A 14,213-nucleotide genomic window follows, 5' to 3' on the forward strand; every position below is an offset into this window, starting at 1 on the left:
GCGGAACGGGAGGGAGACCGAGCGGGCGTCTAGCAGCGAAAACGCCTCTCGACATCTCCCACCACTCCCCCGGCCTTCCGTCGACCTCTTGCGGACCAGATGCGGACTGCGCAAGCCCGAGCGTTCGTGATCGAATACCCGTCTATGGGGTTGGACGAGTGCCTGACGGAGTTGCTGGTTCAGCTCGGGGACCGCCGTTAACGGCCCTGTAACTAGAAGATCGGATGGCTGGTTGGGTGGCTCAGCGGCCCGCGATAGGTTTCACGCTGTGACAGCACCTGAGATCACCGTCGCTACACCGGAAGACCGTGGACGCGTCATCACCTCGCTGGTCGCCGCATTCACCAAGGATCCCGTCCTGGGGTACTTGTTCCCAGACGAGGCGACCTATCCGCAGTGCGCCGCCGCCTTTTTCGGACACCTCTTCGACAAGCGGGTGCATAAGGGAACGATTTGGACGATCGAGCGCGGCGCTTCGGTCGCAATCTGGGATCCTCCCGCGGCCGAGAACGATTGGCCGGACGACATTCTTGTCGCCCAACTTCCCGCCGACGCACTGACCCGCGTCCGCGCCTACGACGAGGCGGTGCACGCCGCGCTGCCGGCTGCCCCTTTCTGGTACCTCGGCGTCCTGGGTACGCACCCTGACAACGCCGGCCGCCGATGGGGCCACGCTGTCATGAGGATGGGATTGCACCGCGCCGCCGCAGACGGCCTGCCGGCGATCCTGGAAACCAGCAATCCGGACAACGTAGAGGTGTACCGTCGCGCTGGCTGGGAGGTGGTGCACGCCCTTACGGAGCCCCTGCCTACCTGGATCATGCAGCAGTCGATTCGCTGACTTCGCGGACCTTGCGATGGCTGCGTTTGCCATCCCATTGCCGTCGGCCTATCCCCTGGTAGGCGGGCTGGCGGATCTCTGAGGAGGGTCGGGGTTCGGGGCGGAGCCCCAAGGTCTTCGTGGTCCTGGTTGTCTCAAGCGTGGCCGGCCAGCCCGGCCGATGCCGGCCGGAGGTCGCCAACAGGCCGGGGCCGGGCCGGCACGGCCCGCTGTGCGCGCCGCCTTGATCTGATAGTGCGCATTCGGCAGTTGAACGCCGTCGACGCTTGTCCTCCGTCGGCTGATGCGCGACAGTCGTCCGCCAACTGATCTGCGACGTCCGCGCGGATCGCGGCATGTGCGGACGTCAGATGTGGATGCCCGCTACCTCCCCAAAGGGAACGGCCTGGCTGCTCAGGCGGTCGGCCGGACCGCCCATGCGAGCACGTCTTCAGGTGAGGCATCGGAGCCGAGGTCGGCTTGCCGCAAGGCGGTGACCTGGTAAATCCGCCAGTCCCCTCCGGCGGCCCTGAGTACGTGTCCGGTGAAGGGACACTCACGGGAAACGAGCATGGCCACCCCTGGGGCCACCGACGCGGCGGTAAGTTCCTGCGGTTGCACGGCTCGGCGGAAGATGCGGGTGGCGGCCACCGGGCAGATGGCGTTGACCAGGATTCCCTGTGACCGGCCCTCGCCTGCGAGGGCGTTCATGAGGCCGAACTGTGATGCCTTGCTGACGCTGTAAGCAGCGACGTCAGCGCCGTCGATGGTTCGTAGCCCGTAGTCCGACGTGGTCAGCACGATCCTGCCGTAGCGTTGTGCCCGCATCAGCGGCCACACCTCCCGGCAGAGCCACCATGCGGCATCCGCATTGATCGCCATGGTCATGTCGTACTCATCCACAGGCGCTTCGCTGATGCCGTGGTAACGCACGATGGCGGCGTTGTGGGCCAGCGCGTCGATGCGTCCGTGTTCGGCGAGGACTTCAGCAATCAGGTCCTCGCAGCCACGGCGGGTCGCCAGGTTCTGCACGTGTACGGAGGCAACACCGCCCGCTTCGGTTATCGCACCAGCCACCGCACGGGCGGGGGCGGGATCATTGCCGCTGCCGTCGCGGTCAACGCCCGCATCATGCACAGCGACGTGCGCACCTCGGGCAGCCAACAGCCGGGCGTAAGACTCACCTAGGCCTCGTCCCGCGCCGGTAACCACGACAACGTGTCCTGCAAGGTCAATCACGCACACAGCGTGCCAGGACCGGCAAGCACCCGATTGCCCCCGGTGATCGGAACGAGAAAGCCTTCGCTCATCGGCGGGACCGGACGTGCCCAGATCTCGACCGTACGAAACAACGGCTTACAGGGAGTGACACGGCACGCCCCCGTCAGCGCGCCGTCGGCGGCATGAGCGGGTGTTCGCGCCGATCGCCGGCCAGCTGCACCAGTCGACTCGCGAAGGTGCCACGTTCGCGGCCAGTCAGTCGAGACAGAACTCGTTGCCCTCGATGTCCTGCATCACGAGGCACGACTCGTTGTTGCCATCGGCAGTCAGTAGTCGCACGCGTACCGCGCCGAGCGCGACCAGTCGTGCGCATTCGGCCTCAAGTGCGGCCAGGCGCTCTTCACCCACGAGCCCGGTGCCGACCCGCACGTCAAGATGCAGCCGATTCTTGACGACCTTGCCTTCGGGAACGCGCTGGAAGAACAGTCGCGGGCCCACACCTGAGGGATCAATGCATGCGAACGCTGAACCCTGATGCTCAGGCGGCAGCGCGCGATCGAAATCGTCCCAAGTAGCAAACCCTTCCGGTGGCGGCGGTACGACGTACCCCAACACCTCGCACCAGAAACGAGCGACGCGCTCAGGTTCTGCGCAGTCGAAGGTGACTTGGATCTGCTTGACCGACGCCATCGGTCCACCATAGAGGCGGGGTCTTTCGTCGTCTCCACGGGCCCGCCCCTGGCTAGTTGTGGCGCATGCGGCCCCTCGAGGGGGCGCCACGATCTTTGACGAGCCGGACCGGGTGGCCGAGGGCGCCCGCCGCTACGCCCGCCGTTACGCGGCACCACCGCCCAACCCGCCCGGCCGGGTCGTCGTGGAGATCGCGGTCGACCGGGTGTTGAGCCTCAACCTCTGACCGTTCACCAATCCTTCGGAGACAGACCGCCATGCCGACGCAGCACATCCTCGGCTCGACCATCTTCTACCGGGAGACCGGCACCGGCGTGCCCATCGTCTTCCTGCACGGCAACCCCACCTCCTCCCACCTCTGGCGGCACGTCCTTTCCGCGGTCGGCGACCGCGGACGGCGGCTGGCCCCCGACCTGTTCGGCATGGGGGACTCGGGTAAGCCGGACGTCGCCTACACGTTCGACGACCACGCCCGCTATCTCGACGCCTGGTTCGACGCGCTCGGCCTCGACAACGTCATCCTGGTCGGACACGACTGGGGCGGGGCGCTCGCCTTCGACTGGGCGGCCCGCCACCCGCGCCGGGTACGGGGGATCGCCTTCACCGAAACCATTGTCAAGCCGATGGCCTGGGAGGAGTTTCCCGAGGGCGGCCAGGCCATGTTCCGGGCCATCAAGACCCCCGGTGTGGGCGAGGCGATGATCCTCGACGACAACGCCTTCATCGAGCAGGTACTGCCCGCCACCGTCGCCACGCCCCTGTCGCCGGAAGACCTCGCCGTCTACCGCAGTCCGTACCTGACCCGCGACAGTCGGCGCCCCTTGCTGCAGTGGCCGCGGGCGATGCCGCTGGGCGGCGAGCCCGCCGATGTCGTCGCCCGCGTCGAGCGGTACGACCGGTGGCTGGCGACCAGCCCGGAGGTGCCCAAGCTCCTGATCACGTTCGAGCCGGGACCGGGCACCATGATGACGGATGCCATGCTTGACTGGTGTGTGGCCACTATCTCCGGCCTCGAGGTGGAGAAGTGTGATCTCGCCGCCGGTCACCACACGCCCGAGGACCAGCCCGACGCGGTCGGGGCCGCCATCGCCGCCTGGTTGGACCGGCACCACCTCCGGTGAAGGCGGCGGCCGACCGCACCCCGCCGATCTGGCGATGAGCGGAAACTCGATCATGCCAGCAGCGAAGCGCTTGCCCCTCACGCGGCGTCATGCCACATAGTCGTGGCGTGGAGGAGCACCTAACCGTGGGGCGTGTGGCGGAGTTGGCCGGCGTAAGCGTCCGCACACTGCATCACTATGACGAGATCGGCCTCCTGGAGCCGTCCACACGGACCGCGGCTGGGCACCGGGCCTACTCCGCCGACGACGTGGAGCGACTCCGGGAGGTGCTCGCCTACCGGCGGCTCGGCTTTGGATTGCGGGAGATCGCGGATCTGGTTGACGATCCGGCTACCGACGCAGTCGCGCACCTGTGCCGGCTGCGCGGCCTGCTGATGGACCAGCGCGACCGCGCTGCTGCCATGGTGACGGCCATAGACAGGGAACTGGACGCACGAGCAATGGGAATCAGGACGACGCCAGAGGAGCAACTGAAAGTGTTCGGCGCGCGGTTGTACGATGCCATCGGATCCGCTTACCCAGCGACGCGGCGCACTGAACCACGGATCGCCGCGCGCATCTGGCTTGCGCTGGGGGATGCACAAACGGTACTGAACGTCGGGGCCGGCACCGGCTCCTACGAACCCCCCGACCGCGACGTCACGGCGGTGGAACCTTCGGCGGTCATGCGGGCGCAGCGTCCCCCGGGCGCGGCGCCCTGCGTGGCCGCCGCTGCGGAGAGTCTGCCGTTCGAGGACCAGTCCTTCGACGCCGCGATGGCGGTCAGCACCGTTCATCACTGGCCGGACCCGGTCGCCGGGCTGCGTGAGCTGCGGCGTGTGGCCCGCCGCGTGGTGGTGTTCACGTACGACGCCGATGACACCGGCTGGCGTCAGCGGTTCTGGCTCACCCGCGACTACTTACCTGAGTTCGCAGACCTCCTCGTCGGCTGGCCGTCCCTGGCCGACCTGACCCGCGCGATCGGAGGACGCGCGGAGCCGGTGCTCGTCCCGTGGGACTGCGCTGATGGCTTCTTCGAGGCATACTGGCGCCGGCCTGAGGCGTACCTGGACGAACGTGTACGCCGCGCGGTTTCGGTGTGGACCAGAGTCGGACCGCAGGCTGAGCAACGGGCAGTCAGCACACTCCGCGAAGACCTTTCCTCAGGCCGGTGGGCCGAGCGCAACCGCGACCTCGTCGCCCTCGACACGGCAGAGCTCGGCCTCCGCCTGCTCGTAGCCTGAACCACCGTGCGCGAGAACGCCGCCAGAGAGCTGCACAGCGCAGCCATGGCTGCTAGGCCTGGGCGATTGCTTTTTCCCAGGTCACGACGTATCTAGCCGAGGCGGTTCGGGCACCGCCACATCCGGTTCCACGTTTTCCCAGCTCACGCGCTACAGGTGGACTCAATGTGGCGGAATCCGAACCGCATTTCCGCAGCTCAGGGGCCAGTCGTGACGGTTTCGCCGGTAGCCAGGCGGGTCGTCTGACGGGGGCCGGTTGGCAGGTCCATCAGGAAGATCGGTTTTTGATCTTCGCTGTGGCCAAGGGGGCGTGCCGGGTCGGGCACTGACGAGGTGCTGGTGGGCCGGAGGTACCACCATGCAAACCAGGCTGCGATCATCGTCGGTGAGGCGCTACCACTGAGATCGACCAGTTCAAGGGCCCGAGGTCGATGATCCTCGGAAAGCCGTCGTCAGGGGGCAGCGAGCAGTCGGATCTCGCAGCAGACGCCGCCGGCCTTGGCGAGCCGACCATCACCGGTCACCACCGGAGCGGCCATGATCACCGGAGTCCTGGCGCCGCCAGGCGGATCACCTCGATCTGACCGTCCAGGCGGAGCGGACCGGCGGCGTACGGAACCAGCAGCGTGTCCCCCCGCCGCAGCGACAGGTCGTCCTTCTCGCCGGTCAGTCTGCCCTCGCCTCCTACCACGACCAAGACGCTGAACCCCTGCTCCAGACGGTCGCCGCCGTGAAGTCGGCGGGCGGCGAAGAACTCGTCTGCGGCCTCGGGCAACAGCCGTTCCGCGCCCCGCAGGTGGTCGAGACGCTCCGGTGTCCACCGGCTGCGGTCAACACACTGCAGGGCCAGGTCGTAGCCGAGGCCCAGATGGCCGTCGGCGAGCCCGAAGCTCTCGTACTCGAGCAGCACGGAGAAGTCGGTCGGCTCCTGGACCTCGACCAGCAGGATGCCATCGCCGATCGCGTGTGGCAGGCCGGCGGGGCAGAGGATCGCGTCGCCGGCCGACACCGGGATCTTGTTGGTGGCGTCGAGCATCTGCTCGGTTCTCTGCCCGGTCACCCAGCCGGCCAGTTCGTCGGCGGCCACGTCTCGAGCGAAGCCGAGGTGGACGTACGCATCGGGGCGTGCCGAGACGATCACCCAGGCTTCGGTCTTTCCGTACGGCGCCGCCAGGTGGACGTTCGCGAACCGGCGGTCCGGGTGTACGTGCAGCGGCAGTCGCTGGCCGGCGTCGAGCAGCTTCACGAGCACGCCGGTGTCGGTGCGCCCCGGACCGAGCCACCAGCGCGGGTCGGCGGCGATCGCCTCCGCGAGCACGCGTCCGTCGGAGAGCGTGGACAGCCCGGACGGGCCCAGCCCGAACCGGGTGGTCACCGAGCCCACCCAGTCCTCGGGGCGATCGGGCAGCGCGGGAACGTTGCGGAATCCGGCTATCCGGCCGGCGCCCTGGTAGAACGTCTCCGGCTGGTTCGCGGGCAGCATGTCAACGGTCATCAGCCTTCCGTCCGATCGAGGGGGTGCGTGGCGTGGCTGGACGGGGGGTCCCGTTCCGAGCGAGCGCGGCGAGAAAACCGCCGACGAACGTGTCGCCCAGCCCGACCGTGGTGGGGTTCCTGACGTCGAGCGCGAACCCGGGGACGCAGTGGACCGTGTCGCCCATCCGCGAACCCAGCGCCGCGGCGAAGGCCACAGACTCGGGCCGTCGCGGTTGCCGACGCAGACGGGCGACGTCCTCGTCAGTGAAGTCGTCGCCGTGGCAGTAGCGGGTGGCGGCCATGACGGTGCCGGTGTCGAGGGCGTCGGCGTAGTCGGACGCCCGTGAGCCGAGCGCGATGGCCCAATACTTCGTGTGCAGGACCAGCGTCGGTACGGGGATGAGCGCGTGCAACGCCGTGAGCGCGGCCGCGACCTCCCCCGCCGAGAGCAGGTCGACCGGGTGCCCGAGGTACGACTGCAGCTCGTCCTCGTTGAGCCCGTACACGTCGATCGCGTCGAGCAGCGCGTCCCGGACGCGGCGGCTGAATGCGGGCTCGTGGTATGCCGCGTCCTCGAAGTAGGTCACCGCCCCGGGCGGCAGCTGCCGCATGTGTGCGCGCAGTTCGGCGAGCCGGTAGTCGAGCTGCTCCGCGGAGCGCATGGCGTTGAACCCGGAGATCAGGAACACGCCCGCCTTGCTGAGCCGGTTGCCGAGGTCGCCGCTGAGCAGCATGGCACCGTTGGCCGGGTCGTTGACGTAGATCAGCCGGTTCGGGAACGGCGCGGTGATGTCGAGTTCGCCGGTGCGGATCCGCAGGCCCTGGTCGTACTGGACGATCAGGTGCGGATAAAAGGTGTCCTCGACACCGCTGGAGAAGTAGTCGCCGTCCGGCGGCAACAGCCGGCGCACGGTGTCGTTGACGCTGACCAGGTGCAATGTCGATGGCACGTCCAGCCGGCTCATCAGGATCCCGGCCCGTACCGAAGTGCCACCCAGTGCCACCCGGTGCGGGAACCGGCCGGCGAAGGTCTCCAGCGCCGGGGCCGAGGCGACGAAGTGCTCGCCACCCCTGCCCCGGGCGACGTACCCGAGGATCGACACCACGAGGTCCCGCTCGCTGGTCACCGTCGCTGGCGACGTCAGTTCCGCGGCGGCGATGCCGTAGTTGACGACCAACTGTTCCAGGACGTCGGCGGTCAGCTTCACCTCGTAGTCGACGCAACCGCCGAGGCCGAGGACGACACGGGACGCATTCGCCATGTCAGTAGAGCGAGCCCTTGCCGGTGGCGCCGAACAGCTCGATCTTCTGGGCGGCGACCACCTTCATGGCCTCGATGCACGCGGGCTGGATGGCGTTGGGCTCGCGCGTCTTCGGGTCGTTGCCCAGCACCTCGCGCATCTTGGCGTGGTAGGCGAGCTTGATGTCGGTGGAGATATTGATCTTGTTGATGCCGATCCGCGCGGCCTCGCGGATCTCGTCGTCCGGGTTGCCGGAGCCGCCATGCAGCACCAGCGGGATCTCCACCCGGCTCTTGATCTCCTTGAGCAGGTCGAGCTTCAGCTCCGGCTTGAGGTGAGCCGGGTACATGCCGTGGAACGTGCCGATCGCCACGGCTAGGCTGTCCACGCCGGTCCGCTCAACGAACGTGACCGCGTCGTCGGGGTCGGTGTAGATGATCTCAGCGGCACCCGCCTCGGCGTAGCTGTCGTTCCCACCGATCGTGCCAAGCTCGCCCTCCACCGACACACCGAGAACGTGCGCGGAGTCGGTGACCTTCTTGGTGATCGCGATGTTCTCCTCGAACGGCTTCAGTGAGCCGTCGATCATCACCGAGGTGAAGCCGAACTGGACCGCCTGCAAGATTTGCTCGTAGGTGGCGCCGTGATCCCAGTGGATCGCGATCGGGACGCTCGCGTTGTGCGACCGCTCGATGATGCCAGTGATCATCTCGCGCCCGACGTGCCGAACCTCGTCCGGGTGAATCGCGACGATCAGGGGGGCGTTCGTCTCCTCGCTGATCTCCACGATGCCCTTGAACATCGCCCAGTCGCTGATGTTGAAGGCGGGCACGGCGAAGCTGTGCGCGTTGGCGACGTCGAGAATCGCCTTACCGGTCGTCAACATTTCCGAGTTTCTCCTTATTACTGGGTGTGTCAGGTGTTGCCGGTCAGGCCTTCACAGCGCCAGCGGTGAGCCCGCCGATGAACCGCCGCTGGAAGAAAAGGAAGAGAGCGAGGACGGGAATGGAACCGAGGATGCTCATCGCCATCATCTGGTTCCACTCGTACGAGTGCTGGCCCATGAGCAGCTGGATGCCGATGGGCACCGTGCGCATGTCGTCGGTGCGGGTCAGCGTGAGCGCGAACAGGTACTCGTTCCACGAGATCATGAACGTGTAGACACCGACCGCGATCAGGCCGGGCACCGCGGTCGGCACGAGGATCCGCCACAGCGCGGTCCAGCCGCTGCCGCCATCGACCTTGACAGACTCGTCCAGCTCTCGGGGCAGCGTGTTCAGGTACGCGGTGATCATGATGATCGCGTACGGGAGGGTGAACACCATGTGGGTGAGGATCAGGCCGAGATAGGTGTCGTACAGCCCGAGCGCGACGATGAGCCCGAAGTACGGAATGACGAGCGTGATCGGCGGCACCGCCTGGACGCTGACGATCACGGCGTTGATGGTCTTCTGGAAGGGGAAGGTGAAGCGGCTGAAGGCGTACCCGGCCAGGATGGCCACCAGCAGCGTCAGAATGGTCACCGCGAAGGCGACGATGTAGCTGTTGAGGAAGAACCGCAGCTGGGCACCGTTGCCCAGGATCGCGCGGTAGGCGTCGAGCGAGAAGCCCTCGGTGATGAGCTGCGGTGGGTTTTGGAAGACCTCACCGTTGCTCTTGACCGAGGTGGAGAGCAGCCACAGGATCGGCAGGCCGGCGAACAGTCCGCCGATGACCAGCCCGGTGACGACGCCGGCTTTCGCGAGGGTACGCCGAGTCTTGACGGTGGCCATGATCTACTGCTCCCTTTGTGAGCGTACGTAGAAGAAGGCCAGCACCATCGTGAGCAGCAGGACGATCACGGCGGCGGCGGACGCGGTAGCGAACTCGTACTCGCTGAAGGCCTGCTTGTAGGTGAAGGTGCTGAGCATCTCGGTGGAGTTCAGCGGCCCGCCGCCGGTCGTCATCCAGATCAGCGCGAACTGGTGCGAGGTCCAGATCAGGTCGAGTACCGCCATACTGATGATCACCGGCCGGAGCTGGGGCAGCGTCACGTGGAGGAACCGCTGGAACCAGTTCGTGCCGTCGACCGCGGCGGCCTCGTACAGGTCGGTGGGGATGCCCTGCAACGCGGCGAGCAGGCTGATCATGAAGAACGGATAGCCGGCCCAGATGTTGACGAACGTCACCGCCCAGAGCGCCATACCCGGGTCACTGAACCAGTTCACGCCCTCCTGGATGAGGCCCAGGGTCTGTAGCACGTGGTTGACCACGCCGGCCGGGTCGAGCAGCAGCCGCCAGATGACGGCGATCACCGCGATCGTGAACAGCCAGGGCAGGATGTAGACGATCCGGAAGATGGCCTTCGTGACGCCGCCCAGCAGTGGGGTGTTGAGCATCATCGCGAAGGCGAGGCCAAGGACCAGGTGGGCCATGGTGCTGACCGAGATGAAGACAGCGGTGTTCTTCAGCGCGGCCAGGAAGTTCGCGTCGGTGAGCACCTTGGTGTAGTTGGCGAACCCGGCGAACACCGAGTTCTCCTGGACGATGACGTTGTCTCGGAACGAGTAGCCGATCACCATGACGATGGGGACCACCATCAGGACCACGATCAGCAGCACCGTGGGGGACAGATAGCCGTACGCGACCAAGCGCCGGGCCAGGGTGGAGCGGGACCGCCCGGGGGCGGCCGGTGCGGACCGCGTCGAGGTCTCCGGTGCCGTCAAAGTCATGGCTGTCTCCTTGGTCGGGCGCCGCGCCGGCCCAGCGGCGCGGCGCCCGGGCGGGCTAACCGATTACCGAGGACCAGTTCTCCTGCGACTTGGCGAGGGCGTCGTCGACGCTCGACTTGCCGGTCAGCACGAGCTGCAACTGCTCGGCGAAGCTGCGCATCAGGTCCTCCGACTTGGGCAGGCCGACGAACTCGTTGGCCGGGTAGCCCTGCTGGTAGATGTCGAAGGCGGTCTTGAACAGCGGGTCGCTGTTGTCGAAGTCGGGCTCGGCGTTCTTGTTGCCAGGGAAGCCGTTCGCGATCGTGCTCAACTTCGCGTTCGTCTCCTGGCTCATCAGGTACGACACGAACTTGAACGCCTCGGCCTTGTGCTTGGTGGAGTCGGAGATGCCGATGCCCCACGACGCGTAGGGGATGCCGCGCTCGCCGGTGTAGCCGTCCTCGGCCGGCAGGGCCGCCACCTCGAAGTTCAGGTCCGGCTTGTTCTTCTTGATCAGGTTGATGTGCGCGAGCGAGTCGATCATCATTCCGACCTGGCCGTTGGTGAACTTCTCGACCTTGTCCTGCTCTTTCATGGTGAGCGAGCCGGGCGCGATGACGCCGGCGTCGTTCAGGCTCTTCACGTACTCGACCGTGCTCTTGACCGGCGCGCTGGTCAGGTTCGGCTTGCCGGCGGCCACCATGCTGCCGCCGGAGGCCCAGAGCCAGGACATGACGTCGTTCTGGACGCCGTTGGGCACGGCGGTGTCGAGCGGGAGCACCCAGCCCTTGACGTCGCCGCCGCTCGCGCTGATCTTCTTGGCCGCGTCGAGGAACTCCGTGCGCGTCGTGGGCACGTTCTGGACACCGGCCTTGGTGAGCAGGTCCTTGTTGACGAACAGCGGGTACACGAAGTTGACCACCGGGATCATGTACGTCTTACCCTCGACCTGCACCTGGCTGGCGAGCTGACTCGCGTCGTAGTTCGCATCGGTCATCAGCTTGGACAGGTCGGTGATCGCGCCCTGCTCGGCGAAGTCGTTGACCCAGGCGCCGTCGAGGCCCACCACGTCGGGCAGGGTCTTCGAGGCCGCGCCAGTGAGCAGTTGCTGCTTGGTCGAGGCGTACGGCGCGCTCAGCAACTTGACCTTGATGCCCGGGTTCTGCGCCGTAAAGTCATTGATGATTTTGTCGAACTCCCCGGCCGGCAACTCGGCCCCCCACCACTGGGCAAACTCCAGCGTCACGGTGCCGTCCGAGGTGGCGTCGTCCGAGCCGCACGCCACCAGGGACACGGCCATCGCCGCCACTGTCACCGTCCCCGCCAGTCGCCTCAGCCGGGTAGCACGAAACATCATGGGGAACTCCTTCTACATACAGATCTTTCTATTCTCTGCGAGGTTGGCGTCACGTTAGCAACGTGTTACAGGCAAGGACAAGAGGAGAACAGCAGAAAAACGCGGAGAGCAGCAGGGTGCCGCGTCAGGCAGTGAGCCGAACGTGCTCCTCGCGCGCCTTGTCACTGGCATGGGGAGCAGAAGGCGGGCTTCGTGGCACGCTGCTCGCCGACGCTACTCTGTGCTGTTCCATGCGGTCTACACAAGCGACCGGCGCGGGGTTATGGCATACTGCCGCATTGACAAGGGAGGGAGCATGAGCGTCGACAAGGACGAGCGGCAGCGCCACCTGCCTGCCGGACGCAAGGCTCAGCTGGCCGCGCACGTTGCCGACACCGGCCAGGTCACGGTGAGTGAGCTGGCCGAACGCTTCGGCGTCTCGATCGACACCGTCCGGCGCGACCTCGATCAGCTCAGTGCCGACGGCGTTCTCGTCCGCACGTACGGCGGTGCCGTCAGCCTCTCCACCGTCTTCCGCACCGATCGCGCCGTCGACCAGCGACTCACCCTGCAGGAGCAGGAGAAGGAAAAGATCGCGGCACTGGCCGCGTCACTGGTCCAGGACAGCTCGACAATCATGATCAACGGTGGGACCACCACCCTGGCGGTCGCCCGCAACCTCGGCCAGCACCGGGACCTCACGGTGGCCACGAACAACCTGCTGGTGCCCGGCGCGCTGCCGCCCACGGCGATCCGCGACATCTACGTCTTCGGCGGTGCGGTGCGCACCCTCACGCTCGCCACGATCGGGCCGGTGAGCTTCCGGGCCAACGGCGGCGCCGAACTCGACATCAGCTGCGACCTAGCGCTGATCGGCGTCGGCGCGGTCGCCGCGGACGCCGGTTACACGACGAGCAACCTCGCCGAAGCCGCGATGATGCAGGAGATGATCTCGCGCGCGGCTCGTGTGGCGATCCTCGCCGACTCCTCCAAGTTCGGCCGCCGGCTGTTCGCCCAGGTCTCCGAGCTGAGCAGCGCAGACTACCTGATCACCGACACCGCGCCGCCTGCCGACCTGCGGGAGGCCCTCGCCGCGAACGACGTGAAGGTCATCACCCCGGCGGCCTCACCGCGGCAGCGGGGAGCACGAAACGCCGGGTAGTCCCCTCACGTCCAGGGCAGTTGTGATCGCTCCTGCCAATACCGGGTGCCCGGCACGGCCAGGTCCGCCCATCGAGCAGGGTCGACGGTGAGCGTCTCCGCCCGCAGGTTCGAGGCCAGTTGGTCGCCGGTCGCGGCTCCGGACAGCACAATGGCCGCCCAGGGCTGACGGAGCGCCGCCGCGAGCGCGACCCCGTCGCCCACGCCCCCGCGTACGGCGAGACGGCCGTTGGCGAGCGCCTCCTTCACGAAGACCAGGCACCCCACGTCGTGCGCCTCGGCGAGCGCCGGACCGGCGCTGGGCTCCAGGAGATTCCAGGTGGCCTGCACGCTGCGGAACAACGGCTGACCGTCGACCCGTACGCCGAGCGCGCTGCGGATCACCTCGGCCTGCGCGGGTCCACTGGTGGACAGTCCGACCACGACACCCTGCTCGGCGAGATCGGCGAGCCGGCGGTGCAGGGTCGCGTCGCGCAGAGCCGGGCTGTCCGGGGTGACCGAGTGGATCTGGTAGAGGTCGAGGCGGTCGCCGAGCAGCGCACGGGTCTCGCCGTACTGCCGATCGAAGGTGGCGACGCGGTGATCCTTGACCTCGTGCGTCTCGGCCTCGACCCGCCAGCCGGCCGTGTAGGTGTAGCCCCACTTGCTCCCTACAACGACGTCGTCGATGTCCGGCCGGGCCTGCAACCACTGCGCCAGGAACTCCTCGGCCCGGCCGTACGAGCGAGCGACGTCGAAATACCTAACACCCGCCGCGTACGCCTGGTCGAGAAGTTCGCAAGCGCGGGCGCGCAGCGCCTCGACCGTCCGTTCGACCGGCAGGTCTGCGGCTCGCCCGAGATTGATGTAGCCCGGGCGACCGACGGCCGCCAGTCCCAACCCGATCCGGGAGGCGCCGGCCAGGCGGTCGATGATTGCCATGATCCCATCCAACACCGCGCGTCGCGCGCTGCCGTCGCCACCCCCGCGCAGCCTTGCCGGCCACGAGCTCTACCCGAAGCTGCTGCCAACCAGACGGGCGGAGCGCACACCGCCCGCCGGCGGACGAACTCACCGCGACGATAACCGGCCCTGCTGTCACGGCGCATCATGGCGAACTGGTTCGCACGAAAGATCAAGAGGTGGGGCGGGCGGGACTCGAACCCGCGACCGAGGGATTATGAGTCCCCTGCTCTAACCGGCTGAGCTACCGCCCCGGCACCGCGCGGATCTTAACCCTCGCAGTCTGGGCCGG

At 67.2% G+C, this 14,213-nt stretch carries 13 protein-coding genes, 1 tRNA gene and 1 pseudogene; 4 read left to right on the plus strand and 11 right to left on the minus strand.

Features of this window, described 5'->3' with window-relative positions:
• The first annotated feature begins 268 nt into the window (after positions 1-268).
• Entirely contained in the window at positions 269-841 is a 573-nt protein-coding gene (locus C1I99_RS02670) for a GNAT family N-acetyltransferase (RefSeq protein WP_111132562.1), read from the plus strand.
• A gap of 393 nt (positions 842-1,234) precedes the next feature.
• Here C1I99_RS02670 and C1I99_RS02675 read toward each other — a convergent pair whose 3' ends face one another.
• A complete protein-coding gene (locus tag C1I99_RS02675) occupies positions 1,235-2,065 on the minus strand; it encodes an SDR family NAD(P)-dependent oxidoreductase (RefSeq protein WP_325049188.1) in 831 nt (276 codons plus the stop codon).
• Positions 2,066-2,296: 231 nt separating this feature from the next.
• Positions 2,297-2,731 carry a VOC family protein gene (locus C1I99_RS02680; RefSeq protein WP_111132564.1) on the minus strand — a complete coding sequence of 145 codons (435 nt, stop codon included), beginning with the start codon at positions 2,729-2,731 and terminating at the stop codon, positions 2,297-2,299.
• A 257-nt stretch (positions 2,732-2,988) separates the two neighbouring features.
• Here C1I99_RS02680 and C1I99_RS02690 point away from each other — a divergent pair, with 257 nt between their 5' ends.
• The gene (locus C1I99_RS02690; RefSeq protein WP_111132565.1) at positions 2,989-3,852 is read left to right on the plus strand and encodes a haloalkane dehalogenase; all 864 of its coding nucleotides are present in this window, start codon (positions 2,989-2,991) and stop codon (positions 3,850-3,852) included.
• 107 nt (positions 3,853-3,959) lie between these two features.
• Positions 3,960-5,075, plus strand: a complete 1,116-nt coding sequence (locus C1I99_RS02695) for a MerR family transcriptional regulator (protein WP_111132566.1) — start codon at positions 3,960-3,962, stop codon at positions 5,073-5,075.
• 452 nt (positions 5,076-5,527) lie between these two features.
• On the opposite strand, the pseudogene C1I99_RS34710 reads toward C1I99_RS02695, so the two are convergent.
• The 7 genes and pseudogenes from C1I99_RS34710 to C1I99_RS02730 form a co-directional block, all read right to left on the minus strand.
• Positions 5,528-5,617: pseudogene (locus C1I99_RS34710) on the minus strand (VapC toxin family PIN domain ribonuclease); the annotation flags it as partial.
• On the minus strand, positions 5,617-6,570 hold the full coding sequence (locus C1I99_RS02705; protein ID WP_111132567.1) for a class I mannose-6-phosphate isomerase: 954 nt from the start codon (positions 6,568-6,570) through the stop codon (positions 5,617-5,619). The gene C1I99_RS02705 and the pseudogene C1I99_RS34710, both read right to left, overlap by 1 nt.
• Positions 6,560-7,813: an ADP-dependent glucokinase/phosphofructokinase gene (locus C1I99_RS02710; protein WP_111132568.1), complete on the minus strand. Its 1,254-nt coding sequence runs from the start codon at positions 7,811-7,813 to the stop codon at positions 6,560-6,562. Before C1I99_RS02710 ends, C1I99_RS02705 begins: the two co-directional genes overlap by 11 nt.
• Before the next feature lies 1 nt (position 7,814).
• Positions 7,815-8,678 (minus strand): ketose-bisphosphate aldolase, encoded by an 864-nt coding sequence (locus C1I99_RS02715; RefSeq protein WP_111132569.1) that lies wholly within the window; start codon positions 8,676-8,678, stop codon positions 7,815-7,817.
• Between the two features lie 43 nt (positions 8,679-8,721).
• Positions 8,722-9,564, minus strand: a complete 843-nt coding sequence (locus tag C1I99_RS02720) for a carbohydrate ABC transporter permease (RefSeq protein WP_111132570.1) — start codon at positions 9,562-9,564, stop codon at positions 8,722-8,724.
• 3 nt (positions 9,565-9,567) lie between these two features.
• A complete protein-coding gene (locus C1I99_RS02725) occupies positions 9,568-10,503 on the minus strand; it encodes a carbohydrate ABC transporter permease (protein ID WP_111132571.1) in 936 nt (311 codons plus the stop codon).
• Between the two features lie 55 nt (positions 10,504-10,558).
• Complete coding sequence (locus C1I99_RS02730) at positions 10,559-11,839, minus strand: ABC transporter substrate-binding protein (RefSeq protein ID WP_111132572.1); 1,281 nt, start codon at positions 11,837-11,839, stop codon at positions 10,559-10,561.
• A 295-nt stretch (positions 11,840-12,134) separates the two neighbouring features.
• Between C1I99_RS02730 and C1I99_RS02735 the strand changes: the two genes are divergently transcribed.
• Positions 12,135-12,980, plus strand: coding sequence for a DeoR/GlpR family DNA-binding transcription regulator (locus C1I99_RS02735; RefSeq protein WP_111132573.1), 846 nt, complete (start codon positions 12,135-12,137; stop codon positions 12,978-12,980).
• Between the two features lie 5 nt (positions 12,981-12,985).
• On the opposite strand, the gene C1I99_RS02740 is transcribed toward C1I99_RS02735, so the two are convergent.
• Together C1I99_RS02740 and C1I99_RS02745 are read right to left on the minus strand one after the other, a co-directional pair.
• Complete coding sequence (locus tag C1I99_RS02740) at positions 12,986-13,900, minus strand: aldo/keto reductase (protein ID WP_111132574.1); 915 nt, start codon at positions 13,898-13,900, stop codon at positions 12,986-12,988.
• Positions 13,901-14,101: 201 nt separating this feature from the next.
• Positions 14,102-14,175, minus strand: a tRNA-Ile gene (locus tag C1I99_RS02745).
• Positions 14,176-14,213: the final 38 nt, after the last annotated feature.

The organism is Micromonospora deserti, from assembly GCF_003236335.1.
Classification (GTDB): Bacteria; Actinomycetota; Actinomycetes; order Mycobacteriales; family Micromonosporaceae; genus Micromonospora; species Micromonospora deserti.